Origin of the sequence: Lentzea sp. NEAU-D7 (assembly GCF_026242055.1) — a bacterium.
In the GTDB taxonomy this organism is placed as follows: Bacteria; Actinomycetota; Actinomycetes; order Mycobacteriales; family Pseudonocardiaceae; genus Lentzea.
This window is the reverse complement of the sequence record NZ_JAPJDL010000022.1, coordinates 118832-134165: the sequence shown is the minus strand read 5'-3', so window position 1 is coordinate 134165 and position 15334 is coordinate 118832. Positions and strand designations below refer to the sequence as shown.

The window sequence follows — 15334 nt, the reverse complement described above, 5'->3', positions numbered from 1 at the left end:
CCACCCTATTGGCCCCGGCTTCAGCCGGGCTTGCGAACCAGGTTCGTGTACCCGGCCAGCGCCAGCGTCGCCAGCCCCCACACGGCCAGCTGCACCAGCCAGATCGCCGCCGTGAACGCCTGCCCCTTCTTCGACGCGCTGTCGAGGTCGCACCGCGCCCGCATCCCGGTCATCGCCAACGGCAACCCCCGATCCAGCCCGAGCCCGATCAGCTCGACCGTGGAACAAGGCGTCCCGGCCCCGACCGGTGCCGTGACAACCCTTTCCGCGACCAGATGTCCGGGCCGCGTAGAAACCTGTCCCGCAGACCAGCCGATCGCTCCGGCGACGACGAGGACGAGCAGCAACGCCGCTGCCGTCCGTCGCGCCCGATATCCGTACCCGGCCAGTGCTCCCCACAGCCAGTGGAACCACCGCGTCAACGGCCCGCCCAGTGACTGCGGACTGCGGCGGCGCAGGTCGGTCTGTTGTGCCATCAGGATCTGGCGCACGGTGCCGTCGTGCCCGGCGGCTCGCTCGACCGCGGCCAGACGTTGGTAGGCCGAAGCGTGGTAGGCGGGGGTGTGGCAGCGGATCACGTGCAGCCATTCCTGCCAATCCCACGTTGATGCCAGAGACGAATAGCCGAGGTTTTCCAGACGCACCAGTGTCTTGTGGCCGCAAGCCGTGCCGCGTCCACGGTCTGGGCACAACGCAGGATGCGGCAACCTCACCGACACGTCCACCGCTGTGTCCAGGAAGTTCAGGACCGGGGTCGATTCCGCTTCCACTTCGAATTCGACCTCGTCCGCACAGCCGAATCTGCCACCGATGCGCGTGCCGACCAGATTGAGCGCGGGGTGATCGCCACATGCGGAAAGCCGTGTCCGCCCGAGGAGGGCGAAGGCACCGCCGATGCGGGCGCGATTGGCGGAGAGCGCCGCACCCTTGGCGTTCGTGATCGTGATGTCGGCGAGTTCGAGGATGTTTCCGACGCGGGCGTTGATCAGATCGACCGCGGCGTACTCGCTGTGCCCGGTGACGAGAAGCCGGTTTCGCAGAAACAGGTGCCCGTCGATCTGGGCGCCGTTGGCGTCCAGCGCGATCCCGGCGGTGTTGGTGATCTCGGTGTCAGTCAGTTCGGCATGCCCCGAGATGTGGGCGTTGACGAGACTGAACGCGCCCTTGGCGCAGTGCCCGGCGATCCGACTGCCTCCCCGCAGTGCCAGGTAGCCGCTGATGCTGACACCATCGATGATCACGGCAGGCCCGGTCGTGCTGGTGATCTCGACCTCCGACATTTCGAAGACCGACCCCATGCGAGCTTCTTGGAGGATGATCGCGCCGCGGTCGCCGTGGCCGATGACCTGGGCGCCGTCTCGCAAGCACAACTGGCCGTCGACTCTGAGGCCTTGACAGTCCAGGGCTGCACCGGCGGTGTTGGTGATCCTCGTGCCGCTGAGTTCGAAGTCGCCGGAGATGTGGGCTCCGACGAGTCTGACCGTGCTGCGCGTGTCGGATCCGGAGATGCGGACGCCTTGGCGCAGGTACAGGTCTCCGTCGACGTGAACACCGTCCGCGTGGATCCCTGCGCAACTTCCCCCGTGGAAGACCAGATCCGGCAGACTCGCGGAGCGCGCTTCGATCGGCTCGTCGATCGTGCAGTGGTGGAAAGCCAGGCCGACCGAGGCCTTGATGCGGTTGAGGTTGAGGGTGCCCTCGACTCGCGCGCCGCTCAGCCTCACCCCGCGCGGGTCCAGCTCACCGTGGCGGCCGAGCAGCAACTCCCTGATCAACCCCGCCCGCACCACGGTGTCGGGCTCGGCGCACTCCAGCCACTCGCCGTCACGGGCCGCCTCGATGAGCCGCTGCTCGATGTCGGTCACCCCGGGATCATCCAGTCGGCAGGGGCGGCTCAGCCGGCGAACCGAACCGCCCCACCGATATGGACTAACCCAGCGCCACAGCGAAGACGTGCATGTTCACGTCGTCAGGCAGCACGACGCTCGCCAGCGTCTTGCCCTCCGGCGCCACGTACGTCTTCGTCGCGAAGATGTGCGTGGCGACCTTCTCGTTGCCGCCGCCCAGCGTGTTGCGGTACGGCGTGGTCGCGAGGACCACGTTGCCGAAGCTCGGCGTCGCCCCGCCGCCGCCCAGCGTCCAGTCGCTGAAGCCGATGTCCACCGACGCCGTCGTGCCGTCGGTGAACGTCACGGTGGCCGCCTTCGTCCGGGCCCCGTTGGCCGCGGAGCCGACGAGAGCGAGCTTGGTTCCGGACAGGGCAAGCGTTTGCTTTGCCGCGGTCGCGTTGTCGGGACGGCCGGGAGGTGACGACGGCCAGGTGAACGTGAGGCCGTCGACGGTGCTCGTGCCGCCCGGCGTGAGGCCGGCCTTGGCCAGCGCCTCCCGCGAGTAGCTGTAGCCGCCGCCGTCGAAGTCGCCCTCGCCGTCGGCGTCGGCCGACGCACCGACGTTGTTCACCGCGGCGAGCATGCTGCCCGCCGGGGCCACCTTGACCGTCTGGGGGAGCACGACCGGCTTGGCGGCGCCCTCGACGGTCACCGTCACGGTGATGTCGTAGAAGCCCTGAGGTGTATCGGGTTTGGCCGTGACCGTGAACTCCGACGGCACGGTTCCCGTGGCCGGAGTGAACGTGAGCGAGTCCGAACCGGTGATCGCGTAGGTCGCCTTCGGGTCGCCGTCGTAGAGCTTGACGGAGTCGACCTTCGCCTTGACCGACCCGCCCGGCTCCACCACGAGCTGCCGCGGCTCGACCGTGAGGAAGTACGGCTGGTCGTGCTTGATCGGCTTCTCGCCGTCGCGGAACGACGGCGGGGCGTCCGAGGCACCCGTGCCCCACGCGGAGGGAGCCTTGCCCAGCACGAAGTCCAGCTTGCCGCCGCGCTCCACGAACGACTCGGGCAGCCAGGTCTTCGTGCTGGCCCTGCCGTTGACCTTCAGCGACTGCACGTACTTGGTGGCGGTGTTCGCGGCGGGCGCGGTGATCGTGATGTCCTTGCCGCCGCCGCGGTTGATCTTCACCGAGGTGAACAGCGGGGCGCTCAGCACCAGTTCGGCACGGGAGGGCACCTGCGGGTACACGCCCATCGCGGTGAACACGAACCACGACGACATCGCGCCGAGGTCGTCGTTGCCGGGAATGCCGCCGGGGGTGTTCTTCCACAGCGTGTTGACGGTCTCGCGCAGCGTCTCCTGCGCCTTGGCGGGCTGGCCGGTGTAGTTGTAGAGCCACGGCACGTTCACCGACGGCTCGTTGTCCAGTTCGGACTTCGCACCACCGCGGCCCGTCAACGCCCACGAGCCGTCGGCGTTGTGGAAGAAGTCGTCCAGCCGCTTGTTGGCGCGCTCACGGCCGCCCAGCGAGTCGACGAGCCCGGCGACGTTGTGGGTGACCATCCACGTGTACTGGGCGCTGCTGCCCTCGACGAACCCGTTGCCGGTGTCGGGCGTGAAGTCCTTGACCCACGTGCCGTCGGCGTTGCGGTTGCGGATGTAACCGCCCGTCCTGTCCGCGACCGGGTCGAAGTTGTTCTGCCACCACTGCGAGCGTTCGGCGAACGTCTTCGCGGTCTTCTCGTCGCCCGCGCGCTCGGCCAGCTGGCTGATCGCGAAGTCCGCCGCGGAGATCTCCAGGGTCTCCGCCGCGCCACCCCAGGCGTTGGACACGGCCGGCATGTACTTGTGCCGCAGGTACTTGTCGAGCGACGGCCGCTGCCCGACGGACATGACTGCCCAGCCGTCCTTGCTCAGGTCCAGCGCCGTGGGCACGGTCGCGGCCTTCACCAGGCTTCGCAGCGACGACCTGAGGTCGTACCTGTCGCCGCCGAACGCCGAGATGGCCGCCAGCGCGATCGGCGCCGGGTCGCCGTTCATGACGTGGGTGCCGCCGCCGTTGTGCGTCCAGCGGTCCCACACGCCGTTGTTCTGCTCGGCCTGGTTGAGCAGCGACTGCGCGATGTCCGAGCCGATCTGCGGTTCGAGCAGGGTGAGCAGCTGCAACTGCGAGCGGTAGACGTCCCAGCCGGAGAAGGTGCCGTACTGGGCCTTCTGCCGCCGCTTGTCGATCTTGTGCGTCTTTCCGTCGAACCCGGCGTACTCGCCGTTGACGTCGCTGAACAGGTTGGGGTGCAACAGCGAGTGGTACAGCGCGGTGTAGAACTTGGTCCGCTCGTCATCGGAGCCGCCGCCGACCTCGATGCGCCTGAGCTGCTTCTGCCACGCGATGTACGCGTTGTCCCTCATGTCCTCAATGGACTGGCCCTTGTTCTCGGCCTTCAGGTTCTCCCGTGCGTTGTCCAGGCTGACGTAGGAGATGCCGACCTTGACGCCCACCTGGCTGCCGGGCGCGAACCCGAGGTACGCGCCGGAGCCCTTGCCCAGCACCGGCCAGCCGTTCGTCCCGTACGTCGTGCCGCCCCTGGAAGTCGTGCTCCCGGGTGTGACAACGTTGTCCTGGTACGTGCCGACCTCGGTGAACTCCTGGTCGAACTCCGCCACGAAGTGCAGTGTGTAGTAGCTGCGACGGCCGACCTGGTTGATGTAGCCGCAGAAGTTCCCGCTGGTCACGGAGCCGGTGATGGTCCGCTTGTCCTTGTCGACCACGGTCTGCGCGTCACTGCTGCCGACCTGCGACTTGGACGTGTTGATCAGCACCGTCGCCGGTTTGTCGGCGGGGAAGCTGAACCGCGCGGCACCGGTGCGTTCGGTGGCGGACAGCTCGGCCTTGGCGCCGGACTTGAGCGTCACGTCGTAGCGGCCGGGCTTGGCCACCTCGTCGGCGTGCGCGAACTCGCTGGCGTAGATCGCGTCGGTCGCGTCCGTGGTCGGCGAGGTGGTGACGGTCCCGACGTGGGGGAAGATCGGGATGTCACCGCTGCCGCCCGCGCAGCCCGTTCCCGACATGTGGGTGAGGCTGAAGCCGCGGATCTTCGTGGCGTCGTACCGGTATCCGCCGGGGGCCGCGGCGCGCAGGGTGTTGCCGCGGCTGGCTTCCGGGCTGAAGGAGAACATGCCGAACGGCACGACCGCGCCGGGGAAGGTGTTCCCGAGGTTGGTCGTGCCGATGAACGGGTTCACGTGTGCCGCCGGATCCGGCACCACCTGAATCTGGGGCTGAGCGGAGGCAGGGACCACTCCGAACGTCATGGCCACCGCCACCGCAGCTGTCGTGAGGACTCTTCGCTGCATGGTCGCGGACCCTACTTACCGTGCCCGCTCAACCCCAGAGAGCGACGCGAAGTTGTCGTCAAACGGACAAGCGCTGCTCCATGAAGGCCCTCAGCGCGGGCCAATCGCAGTCCTCCGCGACCTCTACCTGGTGCTTTCCCTCGACGAGCGCGCCCTCGTCGTCGATGTCGAGCCCGTGCGCGGTGAGACTCAGCGAGCCGGGCACGATCGCCTCGGCCACCGCGACGGCGTCGTGGACGAGGATGCCCTCCTCGCGCCCGGACATGTTCTGCTCGGAGTGCCGCGCGAGGTACTCCCGGTAGGTGCCGGTGAGGTTGCTGAGCACCGGGTCGACGTTCGCGAGGAACTCGGTGTCCGCGATGCACCGCTGCGTCAGGTTGAGCGGCACCACGATCGGGTTGCCCCGGCGGATGACCGTCCGCGCCGCCTCGGCGTCGGCCCAGAAGTTGAACTCGGCGCGCAGCGTCATGTTGCCGATGCCGAGCCCGCCACCCATGACGATCAGCCGAGGGAACTCGATGCCGGCGTCGAGAGCAGCGGCGATGTTGGTCAGCGGCCCGATCGCGGCGACCACGGTGTCCGGCGTGAGGTTGTCGGCGAAGAACCGCACGGGATCCTCCCCGTGCAGACCCTTCGGGTTCTCCGGCAACGTGAGCGCCTGCCCGCCGAGCCCGTCCTCACCGTGCACGTCCGCCGCGCCGCCCGGCCCTTCGAACCCCCGCACCACGGGCACGTCGGTGCGGCCGAGGTGAGCGAGCAACCGCAACGCGTTGGCCGTCGTGAGGTCGAGCCCGACGTTGCCGAAGACCGTGGTCAGCCCCAGGAGCTCGACCTCGGGACTGCGGGCCGCGAGCGCGATCGCGAACGCGTCGTCGACGCCGGGGTCGGTGTCGATGATGAGAGGAATCGCCATGTGCCCAGCTTGTCAGCGGAACGCGTCCAGCACCCTGTCGAGCTGGTCACGCACCTCCCGGCCGTCGCGCTAGGGGGCCTCGGCGCCGACTTCGGCCACGTCCCACACGACACACCGCACACCGGGCGGCTCGGTAGCACCCTGGTCGAGCATGTCCTGGTGGTAGCGGCGCGCGTCCGCCTCGTTGTCGTACACCTGGATCATGTGGCCGTCGAGCGTCCACGTGCCGTGCACGAACCCCGGCAACCCGACCTTGCTCGACGCCATCAGCGGCACCTGCGCCCGCAACGCCTCGAGAGCTTCGGGGTCGATGTCCCAGACGCCGATGACCGCCCACATGTCCGCACCTCGCGTTCGTCGAGGCCACTGTAGAACCGTTGCCCGGCCGCCGGAGCCCCGAAGTTAGAGTCTTCGTCCATGACTTCGATGTGGGGCGCCCCGGTCTGGACTCGCTGGCGCAGGTCGCGCCGTGACCCGATGCAGGCGCGGTTCCTCACGATGGCCTCCCTGCGCTGGGTCCTGCGCCACCGCGCCTACACCCCCTGGTACCTGGTGCGGTACTGGCGGCTGCTGAAGTTCCGCCTGCTCAACCCGCACGTCGTGCTGCGCGGCATGGTGTTCTTCGGCAAGCGCGTCGAGGTCATGGCCCGTCCGGGCTTCGGCCGCCTGGAGATCGGCCGCTGGGTGCACATCGGCGACGGCAACGCCATCCGCTGCCACGAGGGGTCGCTGCGCATCGGCGACAAGGTCGTGTTCGGCAAGGACAACACGGTCAACTGCTACCTCGACATCGAGATCGGCGCGTCGTCGCTCGTCGCGGACTGGGTCTACATCTGCGACTTCGACCACAAGGTCGAGGACATCACGCTGCCGATCAAGGACCAGGGCATCGTGAAGTCGCCCGTGCGGATCGGGCCGGACTGCTGGCTCGGCGCCAAGGTGACGGTGTTGCGCGGCACGCGCGTCGGGCGCGGGTGCGTGCTGGGCGCGCACGCAGTGGTGCGCGGGGACGTGCCGGACTTCAAGATCGCGGTCGGGATGCCGGCCCGGGTGGTGCGGGACCGGCGGGCCGACTACGAGGCCGACGCGCAGCGGCGGGCGGACATCGCGGACATGGCCCGGAAGGCCAAGGACGCCTTGGCCAAGCGAGCGGAGGACGCGTCGGCCTGACGGTCAGCGAGTTGCGCGCTGCGGCCAGGTCAGCGGCGCGAGCTGCGGGCGCTTGGGCGTGAAACCGTCGCCCGGCTGCCGCCCGATGAGCTTGTTGCGCGTCCGCGAGTACGCGACCGGCAGCACCTGGTCGCGCAGCCACCGCCAGTGGTCCAGCACCGACGCGGACGCGGCTTTGCCCTCCAGCGGCGCGAGCCAGGACTCGTCGAACGGGATGCCGAGCGTCGACAGCACGTGGCCGGCCAACCGCCTGTGCCCCAGCGACGACAGGTGCAGGCGGTCCGGGCCGAAGTAGCGCGAGTCGTGCACGCACTCGTCGGCCTCCACGTCGACCAGGATCGCGCCGTAGCGGGACGCCGCGGTGCGCATGGCGGCGTTCAAGGTCTCGATGCGCGGGCGCATGCGCCGGCCGAACGGCATGCGGTGCGAGATGTCGCTCAACGTGAACACGGCGACGGTCGGCGCGAACGACGTCACGGCGCGCACCATCGCGTCTGCCCGTTGCGCGATCTGCTGCTGGGTCGCGTTGGACATCACGTCGTTGCCGCCGCCGAAGAGCACCACCAGGTCGGGCTCCAACGCCTTGGCGGACGGGACCTGCTCCACCAGCATCTGGTCGAGGCGACGGCCGCGCACGGCGAGGTTGGCGTAGCGGAAGCCCGGCGCGTCCAGTGCGGACGCGACGCGGTCCGCCCAGCCGCGGTACTGGCCGTCGGGGAGCAGGTCGTCCAGGCCCTCGGCGCAGCTGTCCCCGAGCGCCACGAAGCGTTGGTAGTTCATTCAGTCCTCGGTCACCTTCTGTTAACGGGACCGGCGACTGTAGCGGACCTAGGTGAACAGATTTCCCGTCGCGATCTTGGGGCGGCCGAGGACGCGCGGCTCGCGCACGACGGCCGACTCGTAGACCGACGCCGTGCCGGCGGCGATCTTGGCCCAGTTGAAGTCGGAGACCAGGCGTGCCTTGGCGGCGCGCGCACGAACGGCGGCCGACGCCGGGTCGGACAGCACGTCGCGCACGGCGCGGGTGAGCCCGTCCACGTCACCGGGGGCGAACGACAGTCCGGTGACCCCGTCCAGCACGACCTCGCCGAGCCCGCCGGCGGTCGATGCGACCAGGGGCGTTCCGGCGGCCGCCGCCTCGAGGGCCACGATGCCGAAGGGTTCGTAGCGGGACGGGAGCACGACGGCGTCGGCCGCGGTGAGCAACGCCGCCAGAGACCTGTCGGAGAGGTGGCCGACGAACTCCACGGCCCGCAGCACGCGGTGCTTGCGCGCCTGGTCCCGCAGCCACTCGGTCTGCGACCCGCCGCCGGCCACGACCACGCGCGTGCCGCGGTGGAAGCGGCGGATCCGGGGGAGCGCGGCGATCAGGTCCTGGATGCCCTTCTCCCACTCGATCCGGCCGAAGAACAGCAGCAGCGGGTCACCGTGCGGCGAGTACGTGCGGCGGGCGGCGCCGACGTCCTTCGCGCGCACCTTCCAGCCGCCCGGCTCGATGCCGTTGTGCAGCACGGAGACCTCGGCGGTGTCCACCTCGAACAGGTGCCCGACCTCGGCGCGCATCGCCGACGAGCAGGTGATCAGCGAGTCGGCGCGGTTCGCCAGCCACCACTCCACCGAGTGCACCTGCTGGTTCAGCGGGTGCGACAGCCAGCCCGAGTGCCGGCCGGCCTCGGTCGCGTGGATCGTCGCGACCAGCGGCACGCCGAACGCCTCCGCCAGCGCGACGGCCGGGTGCGTGACGAGCCAGTCGTGCGCATGCACGACGTCCGGGCGCCACGAGCCCAGCGCCAGCCCGGCGCGCGTCATCGCGTGCCCCATCGCGAGCGTCCAGGCCAGCAGGTCCTTCTCGAACACGAAGTGCGCGGGGTCCTCGGCGACGCGGATCAGCCGCACGCCCTCGCTCACCAGGTCGGACGTGGGGTGCGTGATCGCGTCGGTGCCGGAGGGCTGGCGGCACAGCACGACGACGTCGTGCCCCTGCGCGGCCAGCTGTGTCGCGAGCGCGTGGACGTGCCTGCCCAGCCCGCCGACGACCACCGGCGGGTACTCCCACGACAACATCAGCACGCGCATCCCGTTACCCCATTCCTCGCGCGTCCAGATGCCCGAACGGGCCGTCCGCCGCGCGGAGCTCCGTTGCTCTGCCCAGTCCGCGACCGCTTCGCGCCAACGACGCGAGCTCGCTGAAGCGGTCGCTGTGAATCTTCGCGCGGTAGCGGGCGTAGTCGGCGGCCGAGTCCTTCGTCACCATGAAGGCCCAGTCGCTCGACAACGCCAGCAGCGCCTCGCGCACCGCCTGGTCCAGCACCGGGTTCCGCACGCCGGCGGAGAAGTCCAGCCCCAGCAGTTCCTTCTGCACGGACTCGTTCAACGACACGATGTCCGACACCTGCGCGCCGTCCCACACGCGCCAGTCCTTGCCGCTGCCCCACGACGACGCCGGCAACTCGACCGGCGCACCCACGTGCCCGGCCTCGACAGCGCCCCGCAACGTCGTCACGCGCACGCCCGCCTCCGGCAACGCGCGCAACACGCCCTCCAGCCACAAGGGACCTTCGTGCCACCAGTGCCCGTACAGCTCGGTGTCGTAGGCCGCCACGACGAGCCCGCCGTCGATCGCGCGCAGCCGCCGCACGACCGTCTCCACGAAATCGGCCACGTGCCGGTCAACGGCCTCGCGCGCCAGTGCCGGGTCGTAGGGCCGCTTGTCCTCCGGCGCCACGTTCTTGCCGGTCACGCGCGACGGCTTGAGGCCCGTCGGGTGGTCGTAGGTGTGAAAATCCCGGTACGCGGCATCGCCCGGATAGCCGACCTTCGGCGACCAGACGCGGTACGAGACCTCGAGATCGCGCCCGAACGCCAGCACGTCCGACGAGCCGACGGGATGCGCGGCCGAGGTGTCGCCGTGCAGCGCGGGCCCGTCGACCAGGAACCGCCGCACGCCCGCTGCCGCGTAGCCCGCCTCCATGCCGGGCGAGTAACCGCACTCCGGCGCCCAGATCCCCTCCGGCGCACGGCCGACGCGCAGCGCGGTGTCGTCCAGGCCGGTCCGCAGCGCGAAGGCCCGCACCCGCGGGTCCAGCAACGGCTGGAAGGGGTGCGTGGCCGGTCCGCCGAGCAGCTCGATCGTCGAGGAGTCCACAAGGGACCTCAGCACGGGCGAGAACCCGTGCCGCCACTGGCTTTCGAACTTCTCGAGCGCCCACGAGGACGCGCGGTGCTCGTACGCCGACAGCTCGCGCAGCCGTTCCCCGGCGAGGTGCGAGCGCAGGTGCCAGTTCCCGAGCCAGTCGTGCATGCCCCGCAAGCAGTACGGGTCGTCCAGCTGCGCGGCCAGGACCGGGGTGACGCCGAGCGTCAGCACGTCGGAACGGCCCTCGTCGGCGAAGCGCCGCAGCATGTCCACGACGGGCAGGTACGAGTGCGCCCACGCCTGGTAGAGCCACTCCTCACCGACCGGCCACGCGCCGTGGTGCGCGAGCCAGGGCAGGTGGCTGTGCAGGACGAGGCAGAACGTGCCTTCCGAAGCTCCTGTGGTCACGCGCGCACCGCCACGGCCACGAGGTCGAGGCAGCCGTCCATGTCGTCCGGGGTGATGTCGAAGTCCCGCACCGTCACCGACTCCACAGCCTCCTTGAGCTCGGCCGGCCACGGCGCACCGGACAGGGCGACTTCGACCTGTGCGTCGATGATCTGTCCGTTCAGGAGCGTGTCAAGCCTGCGTCCGTGACGCAGCCCCGTCAGTTCGTCAACGCGGAAACCTGCGTCGCGCAGCATCTCGTCCAGTTCGGACGGTGCGAGTTCCCTGGTGTGGAACGGGTTGAGCGGCGTGTCCTGGCCGGGTGAGAACGTCAGCCTGTTCGGCGTCGTCACGATGAGCTTCCCGCCGGGGCGCAGCACCCGCCGGCACTCGGCCAGGAAGCCCTCCTGGTCCCACAGGTGCTCGATGACCTGCAGGTTCGCCACGACATCGACGCTGCCGTCGCGCAACGGGAGCGTCGCGAGGTTGCCGCGCAACACGTCGAGCTGCGGGTACACCTGCGACACGTGCTGGGAGGTCAGCTCGTCGTAGTCGAGGGCTATCACCCGGCGCGCGACCGTGCGGATCAGCTGCGCGCCGTAGCCCTCGCCGCAGCCCGCCTCCAGCACGACGGCGTCCGCGCAGTGGCCGATGAGGTGCAGGTACGCCGCCTCGTGCCGACGGAACCAGTAGTTCTCTTCCGCGATACCGGGCACGGTGCGTTCGCCGGTCAGGGGGAGGGTCACGCCCGCCAGGTTACTTGTGAGTAGACCGCCTGCGAACTACCTGGTGCGCGATGGCGGTCGCGACACCGGTCGCGGCGAGGGCCGCGGTCATCGCGGGGCTCATGTACTTCGACAGGCTGGGGGCCTCGCTCGGGCCGGCGAGCCACATCGTCAACGGGACGGCGTAGGCGAGCGTGAGCGCTCCCGTCCACCAGCGGAGCACCCGTGACCGGCGGTCGCGCAGGCTCGCGACGAGTGCGACGGCGATCGGGATCCCGGACAGCAGGCCGAACTGGCCGATGACCATGACCGGCGCGGCCCAAGCCGCGACCAGGGCTGACGTCGACGGGTTAGCGGTCTTTGCGGTGGTCGTCGTCATGACGGTCTCCCTCGTTCGTTAGTGGAAGTAGCTGTAGTTAGAGCCTCTAACTGCGATGACATGCTCAAGCTAGGCTGTCGCATGCGTGACTGTCAATAACAAGTGTGAGAGGGTCTAACCATGGCGACGGAGTCTGTGACCGACGCGGGGCGGAACCCTCGCGAGCGCTACCGGGCCCAGGTGCGCGACGAGGTCAAGCGGCACGCGTGGGAGCAGATCGCCACGGCCGGGGTGTCAGCGCTGTCGCTCAACGCCATCGCCAAGGAGATGGGCATGAGCGGGCCCGCGCTCTACCGGTACTTCGCCGGCCGCGACGAGCTGATCACCGCGCTCATCCGGGACGCCTACCGCAGCCTCGCCGACACCGTCCGCGCCGCCCACGAGGCGGGCACCACGGTCGTGGCGCTCGCCGCGGTCATCAGGGAGTGGGCGCTGAGCGACCCGCAGCGGTACCTGCTCATCTACGGCACGCCCGTGCCCGGCTACCACGCGCCCGACGACATCACCGCGATCTCGGACGAGATCCTGGCGGTGCTGCTGGAGGTCTGCGGCGGCTCGCCGGACGAGCAGCCGCGGTCCCCGTTCGACGTCGTGCTGGGCCTGAACCGCGGGTGGGCGGGCGCGCTGCCGGCGTCGTCGCCGACCGTGCACCGCGCCCTGTCCTTCTGGACCCGCCTGCAGGGCGTGCTCTCGCTCGAGCTCGCCGGGCACCTCACGCCCCTGGGGTTCGACCCCGGCCTGCTCCTCGCGGAGGAAGTCGCGGACCTCTGATCAGAACGGCGAGACCGTGACGGCCAGCGCTCCCGGCCCCACGTTCGCACCGATCGCCGCGCTGACCTGCGTCAGGACGATGTCGCGGGCGTGCGGGATCCGCTTCTGCAGCATCTGGAGCAGCTCGTGGCCCTCCTTCTCGGCCGCGAAGTGCTCGACCGCGAGGTCGACGTTGCGCCCGTAGGCGAGCGCCACGGCCTTGTCCACGAGCTTCGCCAGCGCCCGATCGCGGCCGACGACCTTGTCGAACGGCTCCACCTCGCCGTTCACGACCGTGAGCAGCGGCTTCACCGAGAGCGCGTCGCCGAAGAGCTTCGCCGCCGCGCTGACCCGGCCGGCCTGGCGCAGGTAGTGCAGGGTGTCGACGTAGATCAGCACGTTCGCGTCGCGCCCGCGCTGCTCGGCGACGTTGCGCGCGTTCTGGACGTTCCCGCCGCTCTGCACGATCCGTGCGGCCGCGAGCGCCGCGAACCCGAGCGTCATCCCAGACGAGTGCGAGTCCACGATGAACACCGGCACGCGCGACTTGGCCGCGGCCACCTTCGCCGCGTCGGTCGCGGGGGAGAGCTTCGGCGTCACGTGCACCGAGACGATCGTCTCCGCGCCCTTCGCCCACGCGTCCTGGTAGGCCCAGAAGAACGCGTCCGGCGCCGGTGGCTGCGTCGTGATCGGGATCTGCGCCTCCATCGCCCGCAGCAACCGGTCGGTCGGCACGTACGCCTCGTCGATCAGCTCCGACCCGATCTTGAGCTGCATCGGGACGGTGATGATGTTGAACCGGTCCGCCAACCGGGCCGGGAGTGACGCGGTCGAGTCGGTGACGACGGCTACTCGTGAGGACACGAACGAGGAGGTTAACGAAGCGTGATCGAAGTAGCCACGACCGATCGAAGGCAATTCGTGTGACTTCGGCCCGGACGGTTGCTTTCCGTGCACGCCGAACGCACGGAGTGAACACCCTGGAAAGGCGCCCTACTTGACACAATCGGGTGACTGGCCGGTGTTTGGTGTTGATCTAGTAATGACTCGTTTCCGCTGGAAAGAGCCATTATTCCAAGTGTTACATCATGGCCGTCCGTCCACTTTCGACGCTGGTTGGCCCCATCTGCCGTGGGTAAGCTCGCACAATCTTCAGCCCGGTTGAGTGAGTAGGTGACCATGGGTGCAAAAGAGCAGGAACTAGTTCCGCTGCACGCCGGTTTTGACGTTGTCTACCGAGGTTTTCACCGACGTCAGGTCATCGAGCACATCGAGAATCTCGAGGAGCAGCTGCGCTTCACGAGCCTCGACAGGGCCGAGGCACTGGCGCAGGCGGCGGATCTGCGCAAGCTGCTGGAAATGACGCGCCAGGACCTGGAGGACGCGCGCGCCAGGATCGAACGCCTCGAATCGACCTCGGGCACGCATGCGAGCGCCACCGAACGGATGCACCGCATGCTCCGCCTCGCCGAGGACGAGACGGCGGAGATGCACCTGCAGACCGAACGCGAGTGCGCCGATCTCCGTGCGCGCACCGACGTCGAGGTGGCCGCACTGCGCGCCGAGGCCGAGCGCGAGTCCGCCGCCATGCGCGCGGAGGCGGAGTCCGAGCTCTACGCCTCTCGCCAGGACTGCGCCACCCGCGCCGCCGCCATGGAACGGCGCGAGCTGGAGATGGAACGCCGCTGCGCCGACCTCGAAGCCCAGCACCGCCAGCGCGCCGACGAGGTCGAGCGCGAATGCGCGGAGGCGGTCGCCCAGGCTCAGACCGACGCGGACATGCTGCTGCGCGAGACCGCTCTCCAGTGCAACTCGCTGGAGGCCGACTCCGAGCGCAAGCGCGAGAAGGCCCAGCAGTTCTTCGAACTCACGATGACCCGGCGCCGCAACGAGGCCGCGCAACACCTGCAGGAGCAGGAGGCGCTGGCCAGGGCGCGCTCGGAGTTCATGGTGAAGATGGCGTGCCGTGAGGCGCAGCGCCGCCTGGCCGAAGTGGCTGACCGCACCAACGAACTGCACGAGCTCAAGCGCGTCGTCCACTCGCAACTCTCCGCGGCCCGCGCGGCCCTGTCCGTGGCCGCCGACCGAGTCGCCCCGATGCACATCCCGGAACAGGTCGCCGCGTCGTGAAGCGCTGGGTCCCGCTCGTGGTCGGTGCACTGATGGTGCCCGCGTCGGTGACGGCGTTCGGGTTCTCCGTGTACGGCGACGAGCTGGAGACGGCGCTGTCGTCGTCGCCCGCGGTGCCCGCAGTCCTCGCGGGCCCGGTACCGGTCACCGACTTCGTGGCACCGCTGCGAATGGAGCCCCCAGCGCCGGTCCTGCTGTCCGCCGCGGTGGCGCAGCAGGCGGTGCGAGACCTGTTCTCCGCGCACGCCGTCAAGGGCATCACGTTCGCGCCGGGCACCGCGTCGCTGGCAGGCCGCGGTGAGGACGTGCGGCGCTCGTTGGCCGGCGTCCTGCGCAACGCCACCGGCTCGGTGACGCTGGTGGCGCACGCGTGGAACGGCGAGACGGCGTCGCACCGCTGCGACGTGCTCGCGATGGAACGGGCAGCCCTGCTGCGGCAGTACCTGGCCGAGCAGGGCGTGGACAAGGTCGTCGCCACTCGCGTGATCGTGGACCCCGTGTGGGGCCCGCCCACGGATTTCGGTCCTCAGATCGACGTCCTCGTCAGCTAGGAGCCT

At 69.6% G+C, this 15334-nt stretch carries 14 protein-coding genes; 4 read left to right on the top strand and 10 right to left on the bottom strand.

What is annotated here, in order from left to right; all coding sequences use genetic code 11:
• Positions 1-20: 20 nt before the first annotated feature.
• The 4 genes from ORI60_RS35220 to ORI60_RS35205 form a co-directional block, all read right to left on the bottom strand.
• Positions 21-1865, bottom strand: coding sequence for a hypothetical protein (locus ORI60_RS35220; protein ID WP_266042327.1), 1845 nt, complete (start codon positions 1863-1865; stop codon positions 21-23).
• A gap of 64 nt (positions 1866-1929) precedes the next feature.
• Positions 1930-5187: a GH92 family glycosyl hydrolase gene (locus ORI60_RS35215; RefSeq protein ID WP_266042326.1), complete on the bottom strand. Its 3258-nt coding sequence runs from the start codon at positions 5185-5187 to the stop codon at positions 1930-1932.
• Between the two features lie 58 nt (positions 5188-5245).
• Positions 5246-6100, bottom strand: coding sequence for a nucleoside hydrolase (locus tag ORI60_RS35210; protein WP_266042325.1), 855 nt, complete (start codon positions 6098-6100; stop codon positions 5246-5248).
• Positions 6101-6169: 69 nt separating this feature from the next.
• Entirely contained in the window at positions 6170-6439 is a 270-nt protein-coding gene (locus tag ORI60_RS35205) for a hypothetical protein (RefSeq protein WP_266042324.1), read from the bottom strand.
• Positions 6440-6517: 78 nt separating this feature from the next.
• On the opposite strand from ORI60_RS35205, the gene ORI60_RS35200 reads away from it, so the two are divergent.
• Positions 6518-7270, top strand: coding sequence for an acyltransferase (locus tag ORI60_RS35200; RefSeq protein WP_266042323.1), 753 nt, complete (start codon positions 6518-6520; stop codon positions 7268-7270).
• A 3-nt stretch (positions 7271-7273) separates the two neighbouring features.
• On the opposite strand, the gene ORI60_RS35195 is transcribed toward ORI60_RS35200, so the two are convergent.
• The 5 genes from ORI60_RS35195 to ORI60_RS35175 are packed head-to-tail and all read right to left on the bottom strand — an operon-like array spanning position 7274 to position 11897.
• Positions 7274-8050 (bottom strand): SGNH/GDSL hydrolase family protein, encoded by a 777-nt coding sequence (locus tag ORI60_RS35195; protein WP_266042322.1) that lies wholly within the window; start codon positions 8048-8050, stop codon positions 7274-7276.
• 48 nt (positions 8051-8098) lie between these two features.
• Positions 8099-9346 (bottom strand): glycosyltransferase family 4 protein, encoded by a 1248-nt coding sequence (locus ORI60_RS35190; protein ID WP_266042321.1) that lies wholly within the window; start codon positions 9344-9346, stop codon positions 8099-8101.
• A gap of 4 nt (positions 9347-9350) precedes the next feature.
• The gene (locus ORI60_RS35185) at positions 9351-10814 is read right to left on the bottom strand and encodes a glycoside hydrolase family 57 protein (RefSeq protein ID WP_266042320.1); all 1464 of its coding nucleotides are present in this window, start codon (positions 10812-10814) and stop codon (positions 9351-9353) included.
• On the bottom strand, positions 10811-11539 hold the full coding sequence (locus tag ORI60_RS35180) for a class I SAM-dependent methyltransferase (protein WP_266042319.1): 729 nt from the start codon (positions 11537-11539) through the stop codon (positions 10811-10813). Before ORI60_RS35180 ends, ORI60_RS35185 begins: the two co-directional genes overlap by 4 nt.
• 10 nt (positions 11540-11549) lie before the next feature.
• Positions 11550-11897 (bottom strand): hypothetical protein, encoded by a 348-nt coding sequence (locus ORI60_RS35175; RefSeq protein WP_266042318.1) that lies wholly within the window; start codon positions 11895-11897, stop codon positions 11550-11552.
• Positions 11898-12017: 120 nt separating this feature from the next.
• Here ORI60_RS35175 and ORI60_RS35170 point away from each other — a divergent pair, with 120 nt between their 5' ends.
• Complete coding sequence (locus ORI60_RS35170; RefSeq protein ID WP_266042317.1) at positions 12018-12668, top strand: TetR/AcrR family transcriptional regulator; 651 nt, start codon at positions 12018-12020, stop codon at positions 12666-12668.
• Here the strand turns inward: ORI60_RS35170 and ORI60_RS35165 are convergent, their stop codons facing one another.
• Complete coding sequence (locus ORI60_RS35165) at positions 12669-13511, bottom strand: DegV family protein (protein ID WP_266042316.1); 843 nt, start codon at positions 13509-13511, stop codon at positions 12669-12671.
• Positions 13512-13826: 315 nt separating this feature from the next.
• Here ORI60_RS35165 and ORI60_RS35160 point away from each other — a divergent pair, with 315 nt between their 5' ends.
• Entirely contained in the window at positions 13827-14777 is a 951-nt protein-coding gene (locus ORI60_RS35160) for a hypothetical protein (RefSeq protein WP_266042315.1), read from the top strand.
• Complete coding sequence (locus ORI60_RS35155) at positions 14774-15328, top strand: hypothetical protein (RefSeq protein ID WP_266042314.1); 555 nt, start codon at positions 14774-14776, stop codon at positions 15326-15328. Before ORI60_RS35160 ends, ORI60_RS35155 begins: the two co-directional genes overlap by 4 nt.
• The last annotated feature ends 6 nt before the right edge of the window (positions 15329-15334 follow it).

Excerpts from the sequence above, each read along its gene's own strand:
- ORI60_RS35215 (WP_266042326.1), bottom strand. The coding sequence starts at position 5,187 with ATGCAGCGAAGAGTCCTCACGACAGCTGCGGTGGCGGTGGCCATGACG.
- ORI60_RS35170 (WP_266042317.1), top strand. The coding sequence starts at position 12,018 with ATGGCGACGGAGTCTGTGACCGACGCGGGGCGGAACCCTCGCGAGCGC.
- ORI60_RS35210 (WP_266042325.1), bottom strand. The coding sequence starts at position 6,100 with ATGGCGATTCCTCTCATCATCGACACCGACCCCGGCGTCGACGACGCG.
- ORI60_RS35195 (WP_266042322.1), bottom strand. The coding sequence starts at position 8,050 with ATGAACTACCAACGCTTCGTGGCGCTCGGGGACAGCTGCGCCGAGGGC.
- ORI60_RS35160 (WP_266042315.1), top strand. The coding sequence starts at position 13,827 with ATGGGTGCAAAAGAGCAGGAACTAGTTCCGCTGCACGCCGGTTTTGAC.
- ORI60_RS35190 (WP_266042321.1), bottom strand. The coding sequence starts at position 9,346 with ATGCGCGTGCTGATGTTGTCGTGGGAGTACCCGCCGGTGGTCGTCGGC.
- ORI60_RS35200 (WP_266042323.1), top strand. The coding sequence starts at position 6,518 with ATGACTTCGATGTGGGGCGCCCCGGTCTGGACTCGCTGGCGCAGGTCG.
- ORI60_RS35175 (WP_266042318.1), bottom strand. The coding sequence starts at position 11,897 with ATGACGACGACCACCGCAAAGACCGCTAACCCGTCGACGTCAGCCCTG.
- ORI60_RS35205 (WP_266042324.1), bottom strand. The coding sequence starts at position 6,439 with ATGTGGGCGGTCATCGGCGTCTGGGACATCGACCCCGAAGCTCTCGAG.